Origin of the sequence: Actinoplanes missouriensis 431 (assembly GCF_000284295.1) — a bacterium.
Lineage (GTDB): Bacteria > Actinomycetota > Actinomycetes > Mycobacteriales > Micromonosporaceae > Actinoplanes > Actinoplanes missouriensis.
Window position 1 is genome coordinate 4,465,283 of record NC_017093.1, and the last position, 24,439, is coordinate 4,489,721.

The 24,439-nt window shown below is 70.7% G+C and carries 23 protein-coding genes and 1 riboswitch; of the genes, 11 read left to right on the forward strand and 12 right to left on the reverse strand.

The genetic code is table 11. The features are described from left to right. Positions 1–95: 95 nt before the first annotated feature. On the forward strand, positions 96–398 hold the full coding sequence (locus tag AMIS_RS20960) for a hypothetical protein (RefSeq protein WP_041829945.1): 303 nt from the start codon (positions 96–98) through the stop codon (positions 396–398). Positions 399–402: 4 nt separating this feature from the next. Here AMIS_RS20960 and AMIS_RS20965 read toward each other — a convergent pair whose 3' ends face one another. Further along, positions 403–984, reverse strand: a complete 582-nt coding sequence (locus AMIS_RS20965) for a cadmium resistance transporter (RefSeq protein ID WP_014444375.1) — start codon at positions 982–984, stop codon at positions 403–405. 98 nt (positions 985–1,082) lie between these two features. Beyond that, positions 1,083–1,244, reverse strand: a complete 162-nt coding sequence (locus AMIS_RS43425) for a hypothetical protein (protein ID WP_172666608.1) — start codon at positions 1,242–1,244, stop codon at positions 1,083–1,085. 126 nt (positions 1,245–1,370) lie between these two features. Here AMIS_RS43425 and AMIS_RS20970 point away from each other — a divergent pair, with 126 nt between their 5' ends. Continuing rightward, entirely contained in the window at positions 1,371–3,311 is a 1,941-nt protein-coding gene (locus tag AMIS_RS20970; protein ID WP_014444376.1) for a purple acid phosphatase family protein, read from the forward strand. Positions 3,312–3,357: 46 nt separating this feature from the next. Here the strand turns inward: AMIS_RS20970 and AMIS_RS20975 are convergent, their stop codons facing one another. After that, a complete protein-coding gene (locus AMIS_RS20975; RefSeq protein WP_014444377.1) occupies positions 3,358–3,906 on the reverse strand; it encodes an SMI1/KNR4 family protein in 549 nt (182 codons plus the stop codon). Beyond that, entirely contained in the window at positions 3,903–4,817 is a 915-nt protein-coding gene (locus AMIS_RS20980; RefSeq protein ID WP_014444378.1) for a LysR substrate-binding domain-containing protein, read from the reverse strand. Before AMIS_RS20980 ends, AMIS_RS20975 begins: the two co-directional genes overlap by 4 nt. A 70-nt stretch (positions 4,818–4,887) precedes the next feature. Between AMIS_RS20980 and AMIS_RS20985 the strand changes: the two genes are divergently transcribed. The 4 genes from AMIS_RS20985 (at position 4,888) to AMIS_RS21000 (ending at position 8,623) form a co-directional block, all read left to right on the forward strand. After that, positions 4,888–6,069: a thiolase family protein gene (locus AMIS_RS20985; protein ID WP_014444379.1), complete on the forward strand. Its 1,182-nt coding sequence runs from the start codon at positions 4,888–4,890 to the stop codon at positions 6,067–6,069. Beyond that, positions 6,066–6,725 (forward strand): 3-oxoacid CoA-transferase subunit A, encoded by a 660-nt coding sequence (locus AMIS_RS20990; RefSeq protein ID WP_014444380.1) that lies wholly within the window; start codon positions 6,066–6,068, stop codon positions 6,723–6,725. Before AMIS_RS20985 ends, AMIS_RS20990 begins: the two co-directional genes overlap by 4 nt. Then, on the forward strand, positions 6,722–7,357 hold the full coding sequence (locus AMIS_RS20995; protein ID WP_014444381.1) for a 3-oxoacid CoA-transferase subunit B: 636 nt from the start codon (positions 6,722–6,724) through the stop codon (positions 7,355–7,357). Before AMIS_RS20990 ends, AMIS_RS20995 begins: the two co-directional genes overlap by 4 nt. 204 nt (positions 7,358–7,561) lie before the next feature. After that, on the forward strand, positions 7,562–8,623 hold the full coding sequence (locus AMIS_RS21000) for a glycosyltransferase (RefSeq protein ID WP_157434960.1): 1,062 nt from the start codon (positions 7,562–7,564) through the stop codon (positions 8,621–8,623). A gap of 419 nt (positions 8,624–9,042) precedes the next feature. On the opposite strand, the gene AMIS_RS21005 is transcribed toward AMIS_RS21000, so the two are convergent. The 3 genes from AMIS_RS21005 to AMIS_RS21015 are packed head-to-tail and all read right to left on the reverse strand — an operon-like array spanning position 9,043 to position 11,499. Next, positions 9,043–10,029 carry an SMP-30/gluconolactonase/LRE family protein gene (locus AMIS_RS21005; RefSeq protein WP_014444383.1) on the reverse strand — a complete coding sequence of 329 codons (987 nt, stop codon included), beginning with the start codon at positions 10,027–10,029 and terminating at the stop codon, positions 9,043–9,045. A 27-nt stretch (positions 10,030–10,056) separates the two neighbouring features. Beyond that, positions 10,057–10,755 carry a histidine phosphatase family protein gene (locus AMIS_RS21010; RefSeq protein WP_014444384.1) on the reverse strand — a complete coding sequence of 233 codons (699 nt, stop codon included), beginning with the start codon at positions 10,753–10,755 and terminating at the stop codon, positions 10,057–10,059. Positions 10,756–10,761: 6 nt separating this feature from the next. Further along, positions 10,762–11,499, reverse strand: a complete 738-nt coding sequence (locus AMIS_RS21015; protein ID WP_014444385.1) for an SDR family oxidoreductase — start codon at positions 11,497–11,499, stop codon at positions 10,762–10,764. Between the two features lie 188 nt (positions 11,500–11,687). Here AMIS_RS21015 and AMIS_RS21020 point away from each other — a divergent pair, with 188 nt between their 5' ends. Both AMIS_RS21020 and AMIS_RS21025 read left to right on the forward strand, forming a co-directional pair. After that, positions 11,688–13,787 (forward strand): ATP-binding protein, encoded by a 2,100-nt coding sequence (locus AMIS_RS21020; protein ID WP_014444386.1) that lies wholly within the window; start codon positions 11,688–11,690, stop codon positions 13,785–13,787. 6 nt (positions 13,788–13,793) lie between these two features. Next, a riboswitch (cobalamin riboswitch) is annotated at positions 13,794–13,944 on the forward strand. 71 nt (positions 13,945–14,015) lie between these two features. Beyond that, positions 14,016–14,735, forward strand: coding sequence for a CbtA family protein (locus tag AMIS_RS21025; RefSeq protein WP_231859042.1), 720 nt, complete (start codon positions 14,016–14,018; stop codon positions 14,733–14,735). On the opposite strand, the gene AMIS_RS21030 is transcribed toward AMIS_RS21025, so the two are convergent. Next, complete coding sequence (locus AMIS_RS21030; RefSeq protein ID WP_014444388.1) at positions 14,698–15,438, reverse strand: (2Fe-2S)-binding protein; 741 nt, start codon at positions 15,436–15,438, stop codon at positions 14,698–14,700. The two genes, AMIS_RS21025 and AMIS_RS21030, sit on opposite strands and share 38 nt — an antisense overlap. 366 nt (positions 15,439–15,804) lie before the next feature. Here AMIS_RS21030 and AMIS_RS21035 point away from each other — a divergent pair, with 366 nt between their 5' ends. Then, complete coding sequence (locus AMIS_RS21035; protein WP_269447733.1) at positions 15,805–16,890, forward strand: erythromycin esterase family protein; 1,086 nt, start codon at positions 15,805–15,807, stop codon at positions 16,888–16,890. A 2-nt stretch (positions 16,891–16,892) separates the two neighbouring features. Here AMIS_RS21035 and AMIS_RS21040 read toward each other — a convergent pair whose 3' ends face one another. Both AMIS_RS21040 and AMIS_RS21045 read right to left on the reverse strand, forming a co-directional pair. Beyond that, on the reverse strand, positions 16,893–17,270 hold the full coding sequence (locus AMIS_RS21040; protein WP_014444390.1) for a VOC family protein: 378 nt from the start codon (positions 17,268–17,270) through the stop codon (positions 16,893–16,895). 303 nt (positions 17,271–17,573) lie between these two features. Then, positions 17,574–17,858: a hypothetical protein gene (locus tag AMIS_RS21045; RefSeq protein WP_014444391.1), complete on the reverse strand. Its 285-nt coding sequence runs from the start codon at positions 17,856–17,858 to the stop codon at positions 17,574–17,576. Positions 17,859–17,935: 77 nt separating this feature from the next. On the opposite strand from AMIS_RS21045, the gene AMIS_RS21050 reads away from it, so the two are divergent. Together AMIS_RS21050 and AMIS_RS21055 are read left to right on the forward strand one after the other, a co-directional pair. Continuing rightward, positions 17,936–18,625 (forward strand): TOPRIM nucleotidyl transferase/hydrolase domain-containing protein, encoded by a 690-nt coding sequence (locus tag AMIS_RS21050; protein WP_231859044.1) that lies wholly within the window; start codon positions 17,936–17,938, stop codon positions 18,623–18,625. Positions 18,626–18,774: 149 nt separating this feature from the next. After that, positions 18,775–19,623, forward strand: a complete 849-nt coding sequence (locus AMIS_RS21055) for an LLM class F420-dependent oxidoreductase (RefSeq protein WP_014444393.1) — start codon at positions 18,775–18,777, stop codon at positions 19,621–19,623. A 330-nt stretch (positions 19,624–19,953) separates the two neighbouring features. Here the strand turns inward: AMIS_RS21055 and AMIS_RS21060 are convergent, their stop codons facing one another. Together AMIS_RS21060 and AMIS_RS21065 are read right to left on the reverse strand one after the other, a co-directional pair. After that, positions 19,954–21,174 carry an SGNH/GDSL hydrolase family protein gene (locus AMIS_RS21060; protein ID WP_014444394.1) on the reverse strand — a complete coding sequence of 407 codons (1,221 nt, stop codon included), beginning with the start codon at positions 21,172–21,174 and terminating at the stop codon, positions 19,954–19,956. A 3-nt stretch (positions 21,175–21,177) separates the two neighbouring features. Continuing rightward, complete coding sequence (locus tag AMIS_RS21065; protein ID WP_014444395.1) at positions 21,178–24,327, reverse strand: glycosyl hydrolase 115 family protein; 3,150 nt, start codon at positions 24,325–24,327, stop codon at positions 21,178–21,180. Positions 24,328–24,439: the final 112 nt, after the last annotated feature.

Genomic DNA, 24,439 nt, shown 5'->3' on the forward strand with positions numbered 1-24,439 from the left:
ACCCGGATGGCGGCCTCCGCGGGCGCGCCCGGCCACTCCCCGGACACATGTCCCGCCTGCTGGCAGCGGAAGCGGCCGCCACTAGGATCTGCCGGATGACGAACGCGTTGGTGCCGCTGAGGTGGTACGCGGGACTGGCAGTGGTGTTCTTCGGCCTGCTCCCCGCGACGATGGTGACGTTGCTGGTGGCGCGCGGGAACACGCCGTCGGCGGTCGGTTTCCTGCTGATCGGCGGGATCCCGCTGGTGCTGGCCGCCGTGGTGTTCGCGGTGCGCGGCATGCTCGGCGCAGCGGAGCCCGAGGTGGCGGCGCGGCGGCTGAACCTGAGCATGGCCCTGGTGGCCGGCGCGGACGTGCTGCTGCTCGGCGGCAACGCGCTGATCCGGATGGCGTCCTGAGGTTCTAGAAGGCCTCGCTCAGGATCAGCAGGCCGATTCCGATCAGCACGATCGGTAGCAGGACGTGGCCCCATCGGCTGAGTGCCTTCGCGATCACCGGGCGGGTGGCGAAGAACCGGCCGGCGGCGACCCAGACGGCGACCAGGATCAGGAAGACGGTGACGTAGGCGGCGGCGCCGGTGGCACCGGCGGTGGCGAGGACCGGGACGTAGACGCCGATGTTGTCGCCGCCGTTCGCGAACGTGACGGCCGCGATCGTGAGGGCGCCGACGTCGCCGCCGGTCGGCTGTTCATCGTCCTGATCGTCGCGGGCGCGCCAGGACTGGATCGCGGCCTTGATGCCGAGCCCGAGCGGGAGCAGGCCGAGGAACGGGATCACCCGCTCGGGCAGGAACGTCGCGCCGAACGCGGCGGCCAGCGCGACCGCGAGGATGCCGATGAACCCGAGGTACTGGCCGGCGGCGATGCTGCGGCTCAGGTGCGGCCGCCCGGCCCCGCGCGCGAAGTAGAGCGCCAGGAGAAGAATGTCGTCGATGTTGGTGACGGCGAACAGGCCGACCGCCTGTCCGATGATGCCCAGGTTCACCGGGTCAGGGTAGGTCCTGTGCGGCGCTCGCTGAAACGCCGCACAGGCGTGCCGGGTTCACGGGATGGGGTCACGGGGCCGCTGTCACGGGCCGGCGGTCATGCCGGTTCCGGGACGGCGTCCGGCTCGGCGGGCTCGGGTACCGCCTCGGGCGGGGGCGGCGGGAGCGGATCGGGGTTGTCCGGCGACAGCTCGCCTGGGTCGTCGGGGATCGGCGCGCCAGGGTCGAGTGGCGGATATTTGTCGGGGTTCGTAGGCATCGTGCGCTCCTCTCATGGCCGATTTATGGAGATCATCGGTACCCGGCGGCCTCGACGATCAAACAGAATCCGGCATTTCGGACGCGTTACCGGGTTCCGGCGCGACACCGTCGCGCGCGGGACACGATGGCAAACGTGAAAGCTGACGAGTCCAGCGAATGGAACGCCCGGCTCCTCGCCCGCGAGCAGGTCAGCCGGCGGTCGCTGTTACGGGCCGTGATGGCCGGGGCGGGTGGTTACGCGTACGCGCAGTTCCACCTCGCCAACGCGGCGTTCGCGGCCGGCGGCGGCACGGCGGGGCCCGCCGGGGTGGTCGTCTCCGGACGTCACCTGTCGTTCGTACCGGCGACCGACGGCACCCTGAAACCGGCGATGGCGGTCACCGCGCAACTCGTCAGCACGACCGGCTCCCTGCCCGCGGCGATCCGGGCGTACGTCGACGTAGGTTCGGTCCCCGGCCGATACGGGACACATTTCGAAGCTGACATCCGCCATCTGACCGGCCAATACGCCATTCCCGGCGGACCGGTCGGCAGCCAGTTCTATCTGAAGGCGACGGTCCGCGGGCTACGGCCCGGAACCGTCTACCACTATCGGATCCGGCTCTCCGACGGAACCGTCAGCGGCGACTCCCATTTCTCCACCGCGCCGGCCCGCGGCACGACGGTTCCGGCGCCGTTCACGTTCACCGCGTTCGCCGACGTCGGCACGAACACCGCGCCGACCGACCCGCGATTCGCGTGGGGACAGAACCCGGCATCGGTGACCGCCAAGAACGGCACCTGGCCACCCGGAGTCTTCGACAACAACTCCTATCTGCCGGACGATCCGGTGGCCGGGGCGAACGGCACCGACAAACGACCGGCGCTCACCCAGACCATGCTGCTCGCCACCCAGCAGCCCGTTTTCACGCTGCTCGCCGGGGACATCTGTTACGCCAATCCGTCCGGTTCCGGGTTACCCGCCGACGACACCACGGCGCTGACCAGGATCGCCCCGAAGAAAAAGAACCTCTACAACCCGTACGTCTGGGATGTCTTCCTGAATCAGATCGAACCACTGGCGTCCACCACACCCTGGATGTTCACCACCGGCAACCACGACATGGAGCCGCTCTACGGGAAAACCCGGTTCCTCGGCGACAGCCCCTCCCACGGGTACGGCGGTCTGGTGGAACGGCTCGACTTCCCGTCGAACGGGCCGCACACCTGCCCGTCGGTCTACCGTTTCGTCTACGCCAACGTCGGATTCATCTCGGTCGACGCCAACGAGCTCTCCACCGAACTGCAGACCAACACCGGTTACTCCGGCGGAGTCCAGGCGAAATGGCTGAAACGCAGCCTGCGCGAATGGCGGACCAGCCGCGCCGACATCGACTTCGTCGTCGCGTTCCTGCACCACTGCGCGTATTCCACGACGAACAGCCACGCCTCCGACGGCGGCGTCCGCGACGTGATCGACCCGTTGTTCAGCGAGTATCAGGTGGACCTGGTCGTGCAGGGACACAACCATCTGCTCGAACGCACCGACCCCATCCGGTACGGCCGGCGCACCCGCCACGCGCCGGACGGCGCCACCATCTCCCCGGTGACCGACGGCGTCACCTATCTCTGCGTGGGCTCCGGCGGCCGGCCGCGCTATCCGTTCCGGGCAGCGCCGTCGAAGGCCGCTCCCCCGCCGAAAGGCGTGAAACCGTCCGGCCCGCAGTTGCTGCCGGCCGGGCAGCGCTACCGCGGATATCAGCCACCGGGCGGCCCGAACGCGGCCGAGAACAACACCGAGAACATCGTGAACAGCTACGTCTGGTCGGCCGACCGCAAAATCCGCCCGGCCGGTCACCCGACCGGAACCCGCGTCCCTGAGACCGTGGATTGGTCACAGGTCCGTTACGACGCGTACGCGTTCCTCGCCGTCGACGTGACGCCGGCGGCGGCGGGCGCTCGCACCACGATGACGGTACGCAGCCTGGCGGACGCGCTGCCGGGCAGCAAGCAGCCGTTCACCGAGATCGACCGGATAACCCTGACCCGGGTGGCAGGCCGCGGGTTGATAGCCCAGCCCGATTGATCGCCGCTGCCGATGGATCCCCCACCAACACGGCCGGGGCGGAGGATCACGTCGCTGGCCGGCCGGTGACCTCTTCATAGACGGCGTCGTAACCGGCAGCGTCGATCACGTCGAGCAGACCACTCTCGTCCACCGCGTACACCGCCCGGGCGAAGCACCCGTTCGTGACCGCGACCAGCTCCGCGATGGAGTCGAACTCGACGACCGGCTGCCCCGGATCCAGCAGGGACACGACCACCGGCTCGTCGCCCGCAGCGGACCAGGCGGCCACGTACAGGTCGGCGCCGCCGTCGCGCAGCAGCGGAACCCAGCGGGGGTACGGCACCTCGACCGACCAGTCGAGGCGGGTCTCGGCAAGAGCGACCGGCCAGTAGCCGGGGATCACCCAGCAGTCGCCGATCGTCTGACCGGGCGCATCCTCCACGCCGTCGCACCACGAGAACCAGGTGAGCACCGACGCGGGCAGATCCGCCCCGAGCACGGCAGTGATCTCCTCCGGCGACCGCCCGGGACGCAGCGAGGAGGCGACCGGCGCACCCACCCGGCCCAGCCACCCGCTCCACTCGCGCAGGGCATCTGCCAGGCCTTCGTTCACGTCGGGAAAGCTAGCAAACCGTCACAGCGACGGCTCATCGCGGTGACGATCTCGGCCACCTGGCGGATCGCCGGTGAGGTGTCACCGGCCCTGGTCGCGATCGCGAGATCGACGACGGGCGGGTCGGCGAGCTCGGCGTAGGTCACGCCGTCGAGGGTGAGGCTGCGGACCGGCTCGGGGACGAGGGCAACGCCGAGACCCGCCGCCACGAAGACGACGAGTGTCGCGGTCTCCCCGACTTCGGTGATCGGTTCCGGACGGAAGCCGGCGGCGGCGCACGCGGCGAGGACGTGTTCGTGCATTGACGAGCGGTGACCGGAGAAGTGCATGACGAACGGTTCGGCGCTCAGCTGGGCGAGATCGATCCGCGATCGGCGGGCGAGCGGGTGCCGGTCGGGCAGGACGGCGACGAGGCGTTCGGTGCGCAGGACCTCGACTGTCACGTCCGGGCGAGCCACCCCGTCGGGGCGGAGCACCACCAGGTCGTAGGTGCCGTCGATCAAGCCCGTGAGCAGGGCCGGACTGAGCAGTTCGCCGTGCAGCTCCAGGCGTACCCCGGGAAGTTGGTCTCTGATCCGGCGGGCCGCGGCCGGCAGCAGGTCGTAGGTCGCGGTGCCGATGAAGCCGGCCGACACCCGGCCGGCCTGGCCGGAGGCGACAAGGGCCATGTCGGCCGACGCCCGGCTCACCGACCCGAGCACGGTACGCGCGTGCTCCGCGAACCGGTGACCGGCTTCGGTCAGCTCGACCCGCCGGGTGGTACGGGTGACCAGGTCGACGCCGAACTCCCGCTCCAGCTGCTTGATCTGCTGGGAGAGGGCGGGCTGGGCGATGTGCAGGCGCTCGGCGGCGCGGCCGAAGTGCCGTTCCTCGGCGAGGGCGACGAACGAGCGGAGATGCCGCAGTTCCATAACGGCAGATTATCAATAGGTTCGTATTGAGTATTGGCTTCAATCGGTCCACGGGACATAGGTTGGAGACATGAACTCCGCGTACCTCTATGCCGCGGCCCGCACGCCGTTCGGCCGCTTCGGCGGCGCCCTCGCCGAGGTCCGCCCCGACGACCTCGCCGCGACGGCGCTGCGCGGCGTGCTCGCCAAGGCTCCCGGGCTCGACCCGTCCACCATCGGTGACGTGGTGTGGGGCTGCGCCAACCAGGCCGGCGAGGACAACCGCAACGTCGGCCGGATGGCGGTCCTGCTCGCCGGGCTCCCCACCTCGGTGCCCGCCACCACCGTGAACCGGCTCTGCGGCTCCTCGCTCGACGCGGCGATCATCGCTTCCCGGGCCATCGAGTCCGGTGACGCCGACGTGGTCGTGGCCGGTGGCGTCGAGTCGATGACCCGCGCGCCGTGGGTGCTGCCCAAGCCGTCCCGCGCGTTCCCGGCCGGCAACGTGACGGCCGTGTCGACGACGCTCGGCTGGCGCCTGGTCAACGAGCGGATGCCGGCCGAGTGGACCGTCTCGCTCGGCGAGGCCAACGAGATGCTCGGCGACAAATACAAGATCGACAGGGTACGGCAGGACGAGTTCGCCGCCCGATCCCACGCACTCGCCGCGACGGCGTGGGACGAGGGCTTCTACGCCGAGCTGACGGTCCCGGTCCCCGGGGTGGACCTCGCCCGTGACGAGAGCATCCGCGCCGGGTCGACACCGGAGAAACTCGCCGGGCTCAAACCGTCGTTCCGTCCGGACGGGACGATCACGGCGGGGAACGCCTCACCGCTCAACGACGGCGCTTCCGCCGTACTCCTGGGATCCTCCGATCTCGCGGGGTTGATCGGTTCTGCGCCGATCGCACGGATCGCCGGTCGCGGGGCGCACGCGCTCGACCCGCAGGACTTCGGGTTCGCGCCGGTCGAGGCCGCGGAGAAGGCCCTGAAACGGGCCGGGATCACCTGGTCGGACGTCAGCGCGGTCGAGCTCAACGAGGCGTTCGCGGTGCAGTCGCTGGCCTGCGTCGACGCCTGGGGCATCGACCCGTCGATCGTCAACGCCCGCGGCGGCGCGATCGCGATCGGACACCCGCTCGGCGCGTCCGGCGCCCGGATCCTCGGCACCCTGGCCGCGCGGCTGCGCGAGACCGGCGGCCGGTGGGGCGTCGCCGCGATCTGCATCGGCGTGGGTCAGGCCCTCGCCGTGGTCCTGGAGAGTGCGGCGTGACCGTGACCATCTGCGACACCGCGCTCGAGGCGGTCGCCGGCATCCGGGACGGCTCCACCGTCCTGGTCGGCGGGTTCGGCATGGCCGGCATGCCGGTACGGCTCATCGACGCCCTGATCGAGCAGGGCGCCGGCGACCTGACGGTCGTCTCCAACAACGCCGGCAACGGCGACACCGGCCTGGCCGCGCTGCTCGCCAAGGGCCGGGTCCGCAAGGTGATCTGCTCGTTCCCCCGGCAGACCGACTCGTGGGTCTTCGACGGGCTGTACCGGGCCGGCAAGATCGAGCTGGAGGTGGTGCCGCAGGGCAACCTCGCCGAGCGGATGCGGGCGGCGGGGGCCGGCATCGGGGCGTTCTACGGGCGCACCGGCGTGGGCACTCCCCTGGCCGAGGGCAAGGAGACACGGGAGATCGACGGCCGTACCCATGTGCTGGAATTTCCGATCAAGGGTGACGTGGCGCTGATCGGCGCCCACCGCGCGGACCGGATGGGCAATCTGGTCTACCGCAAGACCGCCCGCAACTTCGGTCCGGTGATGGCGACCGCCGCCGCGCTGGTGATCGCCCAGGTCCGCGAGATCGTGCCGACCGGCGACCTGGACCCCGAAGTGATCGTGACGCCGAGCATCTACGTGGACCGGGTGGTGGCGGTATGAGTTCCCTGGACAAGCACGCGATGGCCGCGCTGGTGGCCCGCGACATCGAACCCGGCTCCTACGTGAACCTCGGCATCGGCCAGCCCACCCTGGTCGCCGACCACCTGCCGGCCGGCGCCGGGATCGTTCTGCACACCGAGAACGGCATGCTCAACATGGGCCCTGCCGCCACCGGCGACGCCGTCGACCCGGACCTCACCAACGCCGGCAAGATCCCGGTGACCGAGCTGCCGGGCTCGTCCTACTTCCACCACGCGGACTCGTTCGCGATGATGCGCGGCGGTCACCTGGACGTCTGCGTGATGGGCGCCTTCCAGGTGTCGGCCCGCGGCGACCTGGCGAACTGGCACACCGGCGACCCGGACGCGATCCCGGCCGTCGGCGGGGCGATGGACCTGGCGGTCGGGGCGAAGAGTGTCTACGTGATGATGACGCTGTTCGCCAAGGACGGCTCGCCGAAACTGGTGCCGTCATGCACGTACCCGCTGACCGGGCTGGCGTGCGTCGACCGGGTCTACACGGACCGGGCGACGTTCCTGATCACGCCGGAGGGCGTGGTGGTGCGCGAGACGTTCGGGATCACGTTCGAGGAGCTGAGCGAGCGCCTGGACGTGACACTGCTGCGGCCATAGACGGCTGGCGCTGTCCTCGTATCCTGAGGAGACTCACGCGGGGAGGCGCCCATGCCGCTGACCGAGGTGAGCGTGCTCGGGATCCGGACGTCCGTCATCACGGTCCGGCACCTGTGGGCGCGGCGCACATGCCGGCGGTGGTGCGGGCGCTGGCCGGCCGGCTCGGATACCGCCCGGTCCGGGGCGGGGATTGGTTGACGGCCATTGACTTCTAGACGCGTTCTGATCGTCGCGGCGCCGCTGCTCGGGCACGTGTTCCCGCTCGTGCCCACCGCCGCGTCCCTGCGCAAGGCGGGACACGAGGTGCTGGTGGCCACGGCCGCCGAGGCGCTGAAGGTCCCGCTGCCCACCCACGACATCGCCCCGGGTTTCCGGTTCGGCCCGGTCGCGGCCGGCGCCATGCTCCGCCACCCGCTGCGCATCCGCGCCGAACTGTCCGGCACCGCCGGCACCGAGATGGTCGGCGCCCTCTTCGGCGCGGTCAACCGCAGGCTGCTCCCCGGTCTCCGGACCCTGGTCCGCGAGTGGCGACCGGATCTGATCATCCACGAGCCGCTGGCGGCCGCCGCGGCGACACTGGGCGTGCCGACCGTCCTGCACGAGAACTCGCTCTACGCCGGCCCGCCGCTGGTCACCGCCACCGCCGGCGACGTGCCACCACCGGTCGCCACGATCACGATCGCCCCGCCCAGCGTCGCCGGTCCCCGGGCCGGGCTGCCGATGCGCGCGGTCCCGCACGGCCTCGACGACGCCCTGCCCGGCTGGCTCACCGAGCCGTCGCCCCGCCCGCGCGTCCTGGTCAGCCGCAGCACGGTGACCCAGCCCGGTCCGGAACGCCTGATGAGCCGCGTGATCGCCGCCGCCGCGTCGATCGACGCGGACTTCGTGCTGGTCCGGCCGGACGCGCGGGCGGCGGCGCAAACCCTTCCCCCCACGGTACGGGTGACCGAGTGGCTCCCGCTCTCCCCCGCGATGGCCGTCAGCTCCGCGATCATCCACCACGGCGGGGCCGGGACCGTGCTGGCCGCCCTCCACGCCGGCATCCCCCAGCTGGTGGTCCGCGGCGCCGGCGACCGCCGCCACAACGCCGAGCTGGTGGCGGCCCGGGGCGCGGGAATCGCCGTCGACGGCCGCCAGGTCGGTCCGGAAGTGATCAGCCGCCTGCTGACCGACGCGTCCCTGGCGTCAGCGGCCCGCGAGGTGAGCGCGGAGATCGCGGCGATGCCGCACCCGGACGAGGTGGTCGCCGACCTGCCCGGCCTGTAGGTCCGGCGTCTCAGGCCGCTCGGAGACGCCACCCGATCGCCGATGCCGCGTCGCCACCGCCGGATCGCCGCTGCTTGCCGCGACGTACCGGGGCTGCGGCTGACCGGCCCGGCGAGCCGTAGCCCACGCAGGTAAACCCACCGGCGAACCTGCACCAACTACGGCCGGGAGCGCCGAGCCGTAGTCCAGGCAGGCAAAACACGCCCAGAACCTGCTTGGACGACGGCTCGCGGCCCCGAGCCGTAGCTCCGACAGGTGATCAAGCCGTCATAACCCGCGCCAGCGACGGCTCGCGACGCCGAGCCGTCGCTCCGCCATGTGATCAAGCCGGTTTTCCTGCGCCCGCTACGGCCGAGGGCGCCGACCCAGCCAGAGCGACCGCCCTCAGCCGGTCACCCCAGCACGTCACCCCGGCAAGGTCACCCCAGCACGTCACCCGTGTCCAGGATCGCCACGTCGTTTTCGGTCAGGCTCCCGACGACCACGACGCCGTCCCGCTCCGCCACCGACGTGACGAATCCATACGACCCGTCCGAACTGCGCCAGTCGTGCACCCGCTTCCCCTCCATCGTGAACGCCATCACCCACGCGATCGGGGTGGCCGCCGGCCGTACCCTCTCCGGCAGGTTCCAGACCAGCACCCGCAGCAGTCCCGGCATCGGCAGCAGGCGATCCACCAGCGGGTTCCGGGGCGCGGCGATCGCCACCCAGAGCAGCCCATCGCTGCCCAGTGACATGTTGTCCGGAAAACCGGGAAGGTTCCCCACAAGCGTGTCGGTGCGACCGGCATCCGGCCCGGTCAGCCAGTGCCGCCGGATCCGATAGCCGGCCGTCTCCGCGATCAGCAGGTGGGACTCGTCAGGGGCGAGAACGACCCCGTTCGCGAATTTCAGATCGGTCAGCAGCGTGGTCACGGTCCCGTCCGGGGCACGCCTGACCAGCCTGCCGGTGCAGCTGTGCTCGAGGATGTCACCGGTGTGCTCGTCGAGGGCCCACCGGCTGGTCGACGTGGTGAACCAGATCGTCCCGTCGCTGCCGGCCACGACGTTGCTGGCGAACCGGTACCCGGGGCTGACCAGGGCGGAGATCTCCCCGTCCGGGCTCATCGACAGCAGTCCCCGATCGTGGTCGCAGATCAGCGCTCCCCCGCCGGCGAGCGGCCACAGCCCCAGCGGGCGCCCGCCCGTCGACGCCAGCACCGCGCTCGTCCCGGTCGCCGGGTCGATCCGCACGACGGTCCCACCGGCGAGACCTGTCATGATCCGCCCGGCGTCGTCGAAGCGGACGTCCTCGGGTCCGTGTCCGCCGGTCGGCAGCCTGCGGCTGATCCGCAGCGGCGCGGTGGGCCCCGGATCGGCGAGCCGGGGCGGCGTCCACCGCCGGGGTCTGATCAGGCGACGAGCCATCAGCAACCTTCCAAGATCAAAAACAATTCACCGGTACGTCAACAAGCGCGCGTCCCCGTCGAGGTGAGTGTGCTCGTTGTAGGTCGACATCGACAGCCCGCGCCGCCCGGCGATCAGTTTCGTGACACCGGTGTTGACGGCCACCCGGTTCAACGCGGTCCACACCGTCGCGAGCTGCGCCACGTCCGCCTTCGGACCGCAGGTCAGCAACGCGACGGCCATCGCGATCGGCCCGCCGGAGCTGACCGCCACGATGTCGCGATGCTCGCGGAGCAGCTCGCCCGCCCGATCCAGGACGCCGGCGACCCGGTCCCGGAACGCGGGGAACGACTCGGCGTACTCATGGTCGTTCCCGCCCGACGACCAGCGCCCGGTGGCCGCCTCGAACACCTCCTGGAAGGCGCGGTCCGGACGGGCGTTCCGGCCGAGTTCGGCCATCATGGCGGCCCGGTCCCGGTAGAGCGGCCGGTGCACCTCGACGACGTGCTGGAAGTCGAACTCGTCGCAGCCCGGATCGACCGTCACCGCGGCCGGCAGGTCCAGGCCCGCCACGGTTTCCGCATGCCGGCGCAGGGTTCCGCGCAGCACCAGGCCGGGCCGGATCCCTCGCGCGGCCAGTGACCGGCCGAGCACCCGCGCCTGCTCGTGACCCGCTTCGGAGAGCGCGTCGTAGTCGTCCGCGCCGAACGACGCCTGACCGTGCCGGATCATCAGGAGACGAGCCACGGGCGATCACACCATCTTTCGTACGACGGAAAGCGGAAGCACCCGCATGGCCGCGCCGATCGGCACCCAGGGCCAGGCCGGCACATAGGCCCGCGCCCGCCGTTTCTCGATCGCGTCGACCATGGACCGCACGCCGGCCGGGGTGTCGACCATGAACCGGGTCCGCTGCTGGACCCGGGCGTTCATCTCGGACCTGATGTACCCCGGGAAGATCACCGAGACGTCGACGCCGGGGATCCGCTCGGACCGTACCCCCTCGGCGATCGCGGCGACACCGGCCTTCGTGGCGGCGTACGTGGTCATCGACCGGCGCATGCCGCGCAGCGCGGACATCGACGAGATCAGGACGAGGTGACCCCGTCCCTGCTCCCGGAAGATCCGCAGGGCCGCCTCGGTCTGCGCGAGCGCGCCCACGAAGTTGACCATGGCGGTCTCCCGGTTGGCGTCCCACCGTCCGGTGCCGAGCGGCGCGCCCTTGCCGAGCCCGGCGTTCACGACGATCCGGTCGATCCGGCCGAACTCGGCGGCGAATTCGGCGAAGACCCGGAAAACGGCGTCGTCATCGGTGACGTCCAATGCCCGTACCGCGATGTGGCGCTCGGGAATCGCCTCGCGCAACCGTTCCAGAGGGTCGGTGCGCCGCGCGCAGAGCGCGAGGTCGTAGCCGAGCGCGGCGAACTGCCGCGCCATCTCCTCACCCAGGCCGGCGCTCGCGCCGGTGATCAGAACGACACCCTTGCTCATCCGCGGGAACTTACGCACTTCTCCGGATACGCGCTACTGATCGGTAATTTCCGCGGCGCGCGGAACGGGTTGTCGCCGTGCGAGTGACTTCCGGTCGGAGATCCGACTTGTGTCTTTTCGACGTTGTCCGCGGGGACATCGGTCGTTGCCCTAGGGCATAGGTTGCCCCGACGAACAGGACAGTGACGATGGTGACGGAGAACGACGCGGTGCTGCGCGACCCCGTGCGGCTGGCGGCGGTGGAACAGGCGCGGTTGCTGCTGCCCGTCTCGCCGGCGCCGGCCGACGGGGTCGCCCGCCTCGCGGCCCGGCTGCTGCACACGCCGATGGCGGCGGTGACGCTCGTCGGCGCGGAGGAGGAGCATTTCGCCGGCGTGCACGAGCTGCCCGCGTCACTGGCCGGGACCGGGCACGCGTCGCTGTCGTACTCGGTGTGCAAGTACATCGTCAGCGCCGACCAGCCGGTCAGCTCCGGGGACATGCTCGCCGAGTCCGCCCGCGAGCTGCGCGGGCACCCGCTGGTGACCGAGTACGGAGTACGGGCGTTCGCGGGCGTGCCGGTGCGGGACGCCGAGGACCGTCCGGTGGGGTCGCTGACCGTTCTCGACGTCGCGCCGCGGGAGTGGACCGCGGAGCACATGGACACCCTCACCGAGGCAGCGGCGCTGGTGCGGCCGGTGGCGCCGGCCAAGCTCGACGCCGCGGCCCTGCTCACGGTCCTGCTCGACAGCCTCTCGGTCGGGGTGATCGTCGCCGACGAGCACGCGCGGATCGTGGTGATGAACCGGGCGTTGCGCGAGGTGGTCGGCCTGTCGCCGTACGCGCCGGTGCCGGACGATCTCCCCGCTCACGTCGGCGGGATGCTCCACCGTCCGGATCTGACGCCGCTGCACTGGGAGGAGACCCCGCTGATGCGGGCGCTCGGCGGCGAGCAGGTCGGCGTCTCCGACGTGCTCACGGTGCGTCCCGGGCACCGGATCCGCACCTTCGCCGCCACCGCGAACCCGATCGTCGGCACCGGTGGCCGGCGGCTCGGAGCGTTGTCGGTGGCGCACGAGGTGACCGCGCTGCGCCGGGCCGAGAAGTTCCGGGACTGCCACCGCCGGGTCGAAGTGGTGCTGCGGACCGCGGAGTCGGCCGAGGACGCGGCGCCGGAGATCCTCGAACCGGTGGTCACGACGCTGGGCTGGCCCTGCGCGGAGCTGTTCCTGATCGACGACGCCCACGGCGACCTGCGCTCGGTCGGGCACTACGACGCGACCGGCGCGGACCCCGGCGACGGGCTGTTCGGGCACGTGCCGGCGTACGGGCACGGGATCACCGGCCGGGTCTGGGAGACCGGGCAGCCGCTCTGGGTGCCGGACATCGCGGACACCGCCGCCTACATCCCCCGGCCCGCCGAACGGGCACGCATCGACATCTGCCTGCGGCGCGGCATCCGTACGGTCCTCGCCGTCCCGGTCCGCGACGGCGGCACCATGCTCGGGGTGCTGACCTGTTACGCCGGCACCCCCGAGGTCCAGGAGGACCTGCTGACCGTGCTGCTCGACGGGGTGGCGTCGCAGATCGGCGTCTACGTGGCGCTGCGCCGCGCCGAGCAGCTGGCCCGGCAGCTGAGCCGGGCGCAGAACGACTTCATCGACCTGGTCGGCCACGAGATGCGCACGCCGCTCACCTCGATCACCACGAACGCCGGCGTGCTCGCCGAGGAGGCCGGCGGGCTGGACGACGAGCAACAGCAGATGATCCAGTCGATCAGCCGGAACAGCGCCGCGCTGCAACGGATCATCGACACGCTGCTGGACCTGGCCGGCCTGGACTCCGGTCACCTCGGCCTGCGGCTCACCGAGATCGACCTCGCCGCCCTGGTCACCGACGCGGTGCAGACCGCCCGGGCGAGCACGGCGCTCGACATCGACCTGTGGGTGCCGCCGGCCGTCGGAGTACGCGGCGACGCGGACCGGCTGCGCCAGGTGATCACCGATCTGCTGTCGAACGCGGCGACGTACAGCCCACCCGGCGGTCACGTCGTCGTCACGCTGACCGCCGGCGCCCAGACCGCCGAGCTGAGCATCGCGGACAGCGGGATCGGCATGCCCGCCGAGGAACGGGAGCGGGTGTTCGACCGGTTCTTCCGCGGCAGCAACGTGCGCCACCAGGGGATTCCCGGCAGCGGACTGGGACTCAGCCTGGCCCGCACGATCGTCGCGCTGCACGGCGGGACCATCCGGCTGGACGCCAACGAGCCGGCCGGGACGATCGTGCGGGTGCGCCTGCCGAAGGCCTGATCGCAGAGTTGTGCCGCTGCTCCGGGCACCACTAGGTTGAGGATGCCAACTGCGGCGACGCGAGGGAAGCCGGTGGGAGTCCGGCGCGGTCGCGCCACTGTGACCGGTCCTGCGAGGGGCCGGGAGTCAGGGAACTCGCCCGTCGCAGCCCCACGATCGGGACGCGTCATCCCGTTGGAGGTTCGCTCTCTCATGTCTGCGTCTTTTCCGGCTGGGCAGCCCCGTTTCGTGTCGTTGCTCTTGCGGGGCCTGCTCGCCGGGCTGATCGCCGGTCTGCTGGCCGGCGGGTTCGCCTTCGTGTTCGGTGAGCCGCACGTCGACGCCGCGATCGCCATCGAGGAGGCCGCCGCGCCCGCCTCGTCCACCGACGCGGCGGAGGATCCGCTGGTCAGCCGCAACGGGCAGAAGGCCGGCCTGGTTCTCGCCACCACCCTCTACGGCATCGCGATGGGCGGACTGCTCGCCACCGCCTACACGCTGCTGCGCCGCCGGTTCCGGATCGCCGCGGACAGCCGGGTGGCGCTCGTGCTGGCCGGATCCGCGCTGGTCGGGGCGGTGCTGGTGCCGTGGGTGAAGTACCCGCCGAACCCGCCCGCCGTCGGCGACCCGGCCACCATCAACCAGCGGACCTGGAGTTATCTGGCGGTGCTCGTGCTCGGCCTGGTCGCCGTCTGGGCCGCGGTGATCGCCGCCCGCACGCAGACCGTGGAGTGGCGCCGGGCGGTGGCCGCGACCCTGGCGTTCGTCGTGGTGGTCTCCGTGGCGTACCTGCTGCTGCCCGGCATCCAGGAAGTGCCGGAGTCGTTCCCGGCGGCGCTGCTCTGGGAGTTCCGGATCACCTCGCTCGGCGTGCAGGCGGTGCTCTGGACCGTGCTGGGCCTGGCCTTCGCCGCGCTGGTGACGCCGCGGGTCACCGCTGCGGAGCCGGCCGCCGCCGTCGCTGCCTGACGTTCAGCACGCAGTCGCCGCAGGTGCCGCCGCCCGGGATCCGGTAGTACAGGCAGCAGTTGTTGCGGGTCAGCGTTCTCCGGTGATGACGATCGGGGCGGTGCAGGACGGCCGTCCCGATCAGTGGTTCCCGGGACAGCAGCCCCTCGATCAGGTCGCCCGCGTCCGCCCCCTGCGCGGCCATCATCGTGGCGGCGCCACCGAGCGCGGACGCCACGTTTCCCCACAAAACCCGGGGCGACACCACAAATTGGGTACGGAACACCTCCAGCACCGGCGCGACCAGTATTTCGATCACCGTGTTGAGACCTGTGACAAGGTCACCGGTGCCGGCCGTCAGTCCGGCGCACGTGATCGGGATCGGTCCCCGGTCCACCGGCTGCCACCGCATCCGAGCCGGCTCCGGGATCGGGACCGCGCCGCCGGCCACCGCGGCCGCCAGCGGCGGGGAGACCAGGCGAGCCGCCAGTCCGAGGAAGACGGTCGACGCGACCGCGCGTCTAGGCAGGTCACCGGGGTTGAGCCCGCCCATCGCGGCGAGCAGCCGGGTGGCGGTGTCCACCCGATCGGCGAGCACCGCGGGGTCCTGCAGATCGGTCAGCGGCCTCGTCCCGCCGACCGGAGCTTGTGTCTCCCACGTGCAGTAGGGACCGAACCGCGCAGCGGCTTCCAGCGCGGGCGTCGCATCGATCGGGTCGGCCATGCCGGCGACGGTATCAGCGAAGCCTCAACCGACAGTTCAACGATACGGTTCAGGGGTATGACCGACGTCAACGCCCTGTTCCCCGACCCGCAGTCTCCAAGCACCCAGCCGGCAAGCCCGCAGTCCCCAAGCACCCGGCCGGTGAGCCCGCGGTCCCCAAGCGCCCAGCCGGCAAGCCCGCAGTCCCCGAGCACTCAGCCGGTGAGCCCGCGGTCCCCAAGCGCCCAGCCCTCAAGCACCCAGCCGGTGAGCCCGCGGTCCCCAGGCGCACACCTCGCAAGCGGGCAGTTCCCCAGTGCGCGCCCCGCAAGCGGGCAGCCCGTAAGGCCGCAGCCCGCCAGCCCGCTGTTTACCGGCCCGCCCCGGCTGCTTGCCGTCGGCGAACCCACCCACGGCTCGGAGCCCCTGCTCCGGCAGCGCAACGACCTGTTCCGGTCACTCGTCGAGCGGCACGGCTACCGAACCATCGCGATCGAGAGCGATTGCCTGATGGGCCTGATCGTGGATGAATACGTCGCCGGGGGCGCCGGCACGCTCGACGATGTGATGAAGCGCGGATTCAGCCACGAGTGGGGCGCCTTCGAGGGCAATCGCGAGCTGGTCCAGTGGATGCGTGAGCACAACACCAGCCGTGATGCCGCCGCCAGGATCCGTTTCGCGGGCTTCGACGGCCCTCTGGAGATAACCGCCGCGGCCAGCCCCCGAGAGGCCCTGACGGGTCTCCGCTCAGCCTGCGCCTCAGCCCTCCCGCCGTCCCCGCCGTTGCCATCGGCGCAGGAGCTCGACGATCTACTCGGCGCAGACGAACGGTGGACGAACCCGGCCGCCATGATGGACCCGTCGCAGTCCATCGGGCGGACCACCGAGGCCCTGCGGTTACGCGTCCTCGCCGACGAGATGGCAGGCCTGGTCGAAGCGTGGACGCCACAGCTCGGAGCCGACGTGGACCGGGCGCGCCTCTATGCTCGAACCGCCCTCGGACTGCTGCGCTACCACTACGCGATGGCCGACACCTCCCCCCACCGGATCGAGCGCCTGCTCGGCGTCCGCGACTCCATGATGGCCGCCAACCTGCTCGCCCTCGCCGAGCGCGGCCCGACACTCGCGAACGGCCAGAACGCCCACTTCCAGCGACACAAGAGCTCGATGCGGATGGGCGGCCGGCAGGTGGAGTGGTGGAGCGCCGGCGCGATTGCCGACGTCCACCTGGGTACGGCCTACGGGTTCCTCGCCGGCGCCGCAGGAACGATCCGTGCCCACGGCGTAGAAGTCCCCCCGCCGGACACCGTGGAAGGCTCGCTCTATGCCCTCTCCCTCCCCGAGGGCCGATTCGTCGGACGGGTGCCCGAGACGCCGGGCGCCGCGCGGGTGTCCCCGTGGTTCGGGTACGCCCCGCTCGACCCGTCTCACCTCGGCGACGTGGACGGCATCGTCTTCGTCAAGGACGCCTGAGGTCAGCCGTTGGGGCGGGTCTCGATGGCCTGCAGGGACCAGCTGTTGCCGTCCGGATCCTGGAAGTAGACGAACCTGCCCCACGGCTGAACGTCCACCTCGCCGGTCGTGACGCCCGCCTCCAGCAGCTGGGCGCGGGCAGCGTCGGCGTCGGGCACCACCACCTGGATCTCCTGTGTGCCTGGCGTCTTCGCCGTGATCCCGTCACCGATCACGATGGAGCAGGCCGAACCGGGCGGGGTGAGCTGGACGAACCGCAGGCTGTCGTTGACCTTGTGGTCGTGATCGGCGTTGAAGCCCAGGCTCTCGTAGAACGCTTTGGCCCGGTCGACGTCGGTCACGGGGACGGGGATCAGCTCGATCTTCCATGTGGCTGTCATGGATTCATCCTTCCTCGTATTGCGGTCACTTTCCGACCGCTAAGTGAGCCGACCCGCGAGGACGCGGCGCGGCGCGGCGCGGCGCACAGGACGGAAGCGTTGAGGCGGATCAGGGCGCAAGGACGCGTCACTGTACGAAGGACCTGTCGCGGAACGCCGGACCTGGTTGCCGCGCGGGCGTCGCGGTTACCGCGCGGGGTGCCTCGGTGGCCGCGCGGGCGTCGCGGTTGCCACGCGGGCTTCGCCATTGCCACGCGGGCTTCGCGGTTGCCGCGCGGGGTGCCTCGGTGGCCGCGCGGCTGTCTAATGTGCCGGGGCGGGCGGAGCGGACACCGGACGCTCCGGATCGGCCGGCGTGATGGCGCCCCACTTCGGCCCACCCGGCGGTGGAGTGACCTGCAGCGGGTCCTCCAGAGGCACGGTGTTCTGCGTGAACAGGATGGTCCCCAGCACGACCAGCACACCCGAGACAGCGGCGAACCAGCTGGCGACTTCGACACCCTGCATTCCGAACAGCCACGCGGCGACCGTCAGCGCCGTGGCGGCGAACGCGCCCACATCGAGGATTACCCAGCTTCCAGCACCCATCCCTCCATCATCAACCCGTACGTCAACTCGCCTCCTCCACCGCCGTAGGCCATTCACCCGAAATCGTTTGCCTAGCCGTGCGCCGACTGCTGATGATGGGCGTCATGGTCATGGACACGGTCGATGGCCGCCCGGCCGGCAACGCCGCATCCATCCGGGCGACGGCACAGGCGATGGCAAGGGCCCAATCCGCCGCGTCCGTGATCCTCGTCGAAGGACTCACCGACCAGATCGCGCTCGAGACCGCCGCCGCCCTCTGCGGACGGGACCTCGATGCGGAACAGGTCGTCATCGTCCCGATCGGTGGAGCGCACGCGATCAGCCGAACCCTGTCCGTCCTGATCACCCCATCCTCTCGCCCGGCCCTTCCGGCTGCAAAAACTCGGCTCGCGGGCCTGTGCGACGTGCAGGAGGAACAGATCTTCCGTCGCGGTCTGGAGGCCGCCGGCCTGGGCTCGCCCCGCACGCGCGCCGAGATGGAACAACTCGGGTTCCACGTCTGCATCGACGACCTGGAGGACGAACTCATCCGGGCGGTAGGCGTCTCGGGTGTCACAGCGCTTTTCATGTCTCAGAGAGACCTCCGTTCCTTCCACTCGTTCCAGAAGCAGCCCGCGTGGCGTGGACAGGACACGCGAGCCCAGATGCACCGCTTCGTGCGTAGCAGCTCACGACGCAATCTGCGTTATGCACGGCTGCTCGTCGAAGCAGCCGTCGCCGGAAACGCCCTGCCCCGGCCGCTCGACGCGGTGCTGAACGCCGTTTGAGCTTCGCCTCGTGCGGCTTGGTTCGAAGTGAAACAGGACCGCCATGACAGGAGCAGAACGACCGCTGTTATGCCCCTGTCATACCCGGCGCGCGATGCTGTCGGCACGGAAAGCGGATCGCATCGCCATCGAGGTGGGAGCATGAGCCGATGAGCTGGAGTGAACGACTGGGCGGCGTCGGCGTGTGGCGTCCGGGCCCCTTCCTTGATCGGGACCTCGCCACTGCCATTGAGGACCTCGGGTTCGGCACGCTGTGGCTGGGCGGCTCTCCCGGGTCCGACCTGCGCCAGGCGGAGGAGCTGCTCGACGCCACCACGTCGCTTCAGCTCGCCACCGGCATCGTGAACATCTGGGCGTCCGATGCCGCCGAGCTGGCCGACTCCTATCACCGCATCGAGGCCAGGCATCCGGGACGGCTGCTGCTCGGCATCGGCTCGGGCCACCGTGAGGCCAACCCGGAACGGGTTCGCCCCGTCGACGCGATGGCTCGCTACCTCGACGTTCTCGATGCGAGGGAGGTGCCCGTCCAGTCGCGTGTCCTGTCCGCGCTCGGGCCACGCATGCTCGCGATGGCGAGCGAGCGCAGCGCGGGCACTCATCCCTACCTCACCGTGCCGTCGCAGAGCGGGGAGGCCCGTGCCGCGCTCGGCCCGGACGCGCTCGTCGCTCCGGAGCAGACCGTCGTCCTCGACACCGACGTCGAGTCGGCGCGACGCTCGGCCCGCAGGTTCCTCCGGCTTTACCTGGGCTTGTCGAACTACACGACCACGATGCGGCGGGCCGGCTTCACCGACGACGACGTCGCCGGCGAGGGCAGCGACGCGCTGGTCGACCGCCTCGTCGTGCACGGCGACGCGGCCGTCATCGCCGCAGCTGTCCGGGAGCACCACGACGCCGGCGCCGATCACGTCTGCGTGCAGGTCCAGCCGCAGCGCGACGACATCGTGCCCGCCCTGCGCGCCCTCGCGGCCGAGCTGAAGCTCCGCCCGCAGGGATGAGGCCGCCGATGTGACGCAAGCCCCGATCACCGCGCCCGCAACGGCGGCCGGCAGCGGTCCGGTCGCTCTGAGCGGACTCTAAACAAGAGCGGTCCGGCGCGCTGAGCGGACGCTAAAAGGCAGCGTGTGCTGGTCACCGAAATGTGTCGGGTGGCAACGGGTGCCCGGCAAAAACGAGCGCCGGCCGGCAACGGACGCCCGCCAGAAACTGTGCCAGCTCGGAAAGGGCGCCGGCCTTCACCCGGCGCCCACCGAAGGACGGCGCTGGCCACCACCGAGGGCGGTGACCAGCACGTGCGAAACGGGGGAACATGTCATGCAGGGCTGGGATCAGCGGAGCAGTCGCCGGGGCACTGCGGCGGCCAGTGCTCCGTACCCCGTGGGGTTGAGATGCAAGTGATCTCCGGTGTCATAAGGCCCGGCAAGGCGGGCCGGCGCGGCCGGGTCCCGCACGGCGGCGTCGAAGTCCACCACCGCGTCGAACAGTCCACCACGGATCGCCGCGTTGACCGCCTGCCGGGACCGCTCCCGCAGCCCTTCGGCGTCGTCGTAGATGTTGCCGCCGAACGGGGTGAGCGTCGCGCCGTAGGCTCGCAGCCCCGCCGCCTGGGCACGCAGCATGATCTGACGGTAGGCGCCGATCAGCTCCGCGGTGATCCGCTGCTGATCGGCGACGGTGGCCGGGGCGACGCCGATGTCGTTCACGCCCTCGAAGACCAGCAGCCACCGCGCGCCGCTGGTGGAGAGGACGTCACGGTCGAGCCGGGCGAGCGCGTTGGGTCCGAGCCCGTCCCGCAGCACCCGGTTGCCGCCCGCTGCCTGGTTGAGCACTGCCAGTTCCGGATCGCGCAGCCGGTCGAAGAGCTGGTCGGGCCATCGATTGTTGCCGTTCGTGGTGGAGCCCCGGCCGTCGGTCAGCGAGTCGCCGAGCAGCACGAGACCGGACGCTCCGGCGAGGACTTCGACGCCGCTGATCAGGTACCAGTGGTCGGACCCGGTGGCGCCGGCGAGGTCCAGCGCGGTGTGCTGGTCGCCCTTGACCAGCCACGATGTGGTCCGCGATCCGGGATGCGAGGTCAGTTCTGCGGTAGCGATGCCGTCGCGCAGGTAGGTGGTGAGAGTGAGGTTGGCGGCGGCCAGCACCGGCAGGTCGACCGGGTCGGAGACTATCTGCGCACCGACCGGAACCACCACCGACGGGCTACCGCCGAAGGTGAGCGGCCGGCTGCTGCCCGGCCGGATCGCGGACATGCCGGCCTGGTTACCGACGGGCAGCGCGACAGCCGCCGCGGTGATCGGCAGGTCGGCGGTGCCGAACGCGTTGGAGTACCGCACACGCAACCGGCGCCCGCCGGCGGTGACCCGCACGGTCTGCCGCAGCGTGGTGTCGGCGAGACGATCGAAGGGCGCGGGTGGCATGTTGTGCGGCTCGGTGAGCTGCGGCATCGCCGTCCAGGTGTGCGTCCAGCGGGAGAGTTGATCCCTGCCTCGGGTCAGGAGGAGGCCGGAGGCGGCGAACCCGGACGAGGCGAGCAGTGTGCGGCGTCGCATGGGTCAGAACCTCCTGCTCTCGGCCGGGCCGAGGTAGCTGTAGCCCACGCCACCGGTGTCAACCACGAGCCGCTGCAGGATCACGGTCGGGTCGACGGCGTGGAACGTCAGCGTGTGCGTCCCCGGCCGGTCGATCACGTGCGTCGTGGTGGTCACGTTGACGTTGTCACTGGTGTTCCGCGCCCACTGCCGGTTCATGGTGGTGTCGTCGGCGCCCGTCGCGGCGATGACGTCGACCGTCTGCGGTGGCTGATCATCAACGGATATCGCGTACTTCAGACCCGTGCCAGGCAGCACGTTGTTGCGCGGGGACAGGTGCGCGGAGATCTTCACCGGGCCGGTCGTGGTCAGTGTCATCCGGTATTCCAGGCGACCGTTTCCGGTCACGGCAGCCATCCCGTTGCCGACCTTGCCGATGTCCGGCAGCAACTGCCAGTCACCGACACGGCGATCGTAGCGGTCCGCGTTGATGGCCACGTATCCCCCGGCCTCGGCGAAACCCGCCGGCCTGAGTGCCGGGTTGCGCACGGCGGCCTGCACGACCTGCGTGCCTCCCGGGCCTTCAATCGTGATGGGTACGGTGGTCAGCCCGCCCGGGGCCTTCCGCCAGTCCACGGTCACGGCCACACGGACCTGCTCGTCCACCCGCCCCGCAGACGGGGTGACGCGCAGCCACGGTTGTCCCGTGGTGATCCGGTAATCGAATGCGGTCGTGCCCTTGTTGTAGATCTCGATGTACCGCCGCGCCCCGCTCTGCCACGGACTCAGCTCCGGCAGCAGCGACTCGACACCCATCGACGCCGCCGCGGGAACCTCGATCCGCTTGAGATGCGGGTAGATCTCGTCCGGCAGCGCGACGTGGTCGTCGGTCTGCGGCTGCTGCCAGGACGCGTTGTTGTAACGGGCGGCGTTGCCGTAACCGATCTTCGGTTGGGTCTGCCACCCGGCCCACTTCCCGCCGGCGAGCCGGGTGTTGTAGTGCTCGCTCAGCGCCTGGTCCTCGGCGAACCGGGCCTCCGCCTCGGCCGCGAGATCGTTGGTGGCGGCCCGGCCCTGCGCGGCGTACCGGATGTTGGTGAACTGGGCACGCCGCAGTTCGTACAGATTGGCGCCGGCCTGCACCTGATAGTCGACGAGCTGGAAATAGGCGTCCCGCGCGGCGGCCGGGATCCGGCGTTTGATGCGCGTGGCCTCCGCGGCGAGGGCCTGCCATTCGGCGACGACGGCATCCATTTCCTCGGGTGTGTACGGGTTTTCCTGGTCGTTGTAGACGACGTTCGCGGCGTCCCCGGTGATCCGGCGGTTCAGCAGTTCCGGCTTGCGCCGCGACTGCAGACGGCCGTACTCGGAAAGGACCTCGGCGATGCGCGGCGCCAGCTCCGGTCCGAAGTTCTCGGCCGCGTACTTCCGCTCCCAGGCCCCGAGCTCCGACACTGGCAGAGCATCCGGGTTCCAGGCGTAGTCCAGGAAGAACTGGGTGGGCATCTCCTCGTTCTTCAGATCACCGACGTTGACGACCCAGAGCCGGTCAACCCCCTTCGAGTACGACAGATGCAGCTGCTCCCAGGTGTTGACCAGATTGGTGGTGTCCACCCACTTGTAATTGCGCCCGTCACCGACGTAATCGAAGTGGTAGTACAGCCCGTAGCCTCCGCCGCGCGGCGGCAGACCGGCGTGCGGGAGCTTGCGCATGTTTCCCCAGTTGTCGTCGCAGAAGACGACTGTCACGTCCTGCGGCGGCTGATAGCCCTTGTCCCAATAGCGCTGCACCTCCTTGTAGAGGGTCTGCACCTGCGGCGCCTCCTCGAGACCGAATTCGGCGAGGATGCCGCGCTGCGTCTCGATGATGCTGCTCATCAGGTCGATGCCGTCGCCGTCAGGCAGGCTCACGTCGCCGTTACCGCGCATTCCCAGCGTGATGACGCCCTCGAATCCCTGCTCCTTCATCCGCCGCGCGCCATCGCGCCAGTAGGCGACGATCGCGTCCCGGTTGCGGCGGAAACTCCATTCACCGGTGCCGCCGTAGGGGTCGCTGCCGGGTGTCACGATCGTGCCGTTCGCGTCGCGGACCGCCGCTTTCGCGTGCCGGTTCCACTCCTCGATGCCACGCATCATCGGCGCTTCGTGCGAGGTGCCCATGACGACGCCGTAACGGCTGGCCGTCTCGTGGTTGGCCGGGTCGTCCTCGGCGAAGGCGCGCCCCCACACCGCCGGCCACAGGTAGTTCGCCTTGAGCCGCAGCATGGTTTCGAAGACCTTGGCGTAATAGCCGGCGTTCAGGCCGCCGGAGTAACCGGGCGCCTTCCCGGGTCCGAAGTAGTTCGGCGCCCACGTGCCGGTCGCCGGGTTCTCGTCGTTGATGAAGAACCCGCGGTACTTCACCTTCGGGGTGCCCTGGGTGTGCCGGCCCGGCAGTGCGTAGAGGGCGTCGGCGTGCGGCACCGGTACGTCGTCCCAGAAGTGCCACGGCGAGACGCCGATCCGTTTCGAGACGTCGTAGACGCCGAAGATCGTGCCCCGCTGGTCGCTGCCCGCGATCACGAAGGCGCGCCGGACGCCCGGCAACGGGTTCTCGACGACCTGCTGCAGCGAGGTCTCCCACTTACCCGCGATCCCCCGCGTGTCGATCTTGCCAGCGGCGGCAAGCCGGTCGACCAGCGCGCTCCGCCCGAGCGTGCCGAGGATGACCGGATCCCGCCCGCCGGCCAGAGACGCGGCGGCATCGGCCCCGACCTCGGCCGTGGCTCCGGCCCCGACCCCTACCCCGACCCCGGCTCCGGCTCCGGCTCCGGCTCCGGCTCCGGCTCCGGCTCCGGCCGAGCGTGCCTCACCATCGACGCCGAAAGCTACGGCGCGGAGGTCGGCGCTGACGCCGGTCGCCGAACGAAGGTCGGTGTGGAGGTCGCCGGCTACCCGGACCACGCCCGGGAAGTCGCCGCTGTCCACGATGATGGGCGCGGCGCGGCCGGCGGCAACGAGCGGGAAGCGACCAGGGCCGGGCGTCGTGGAGATGTAACTACCACCGCCTCGGGCACCCGCGGTCGGGTGCGCTGACGCGGATGTGGGAATGGGTGCCTGCGCTGACGCGACCGATGGGGCGGCGGTAACGGCCAGCGCGAGGGCGGTAAGGAGGATGAGGGGACGGTTCCGCATGGGTACGCCTCCGAAAGTTTCGGATTCGTTTCGCGAGGACGTCCGCAACATATAGTTACAGGTCTATGCCGTCAACCCACCCGCCCGCCTATGGACAACCGAAAGGCCGCCC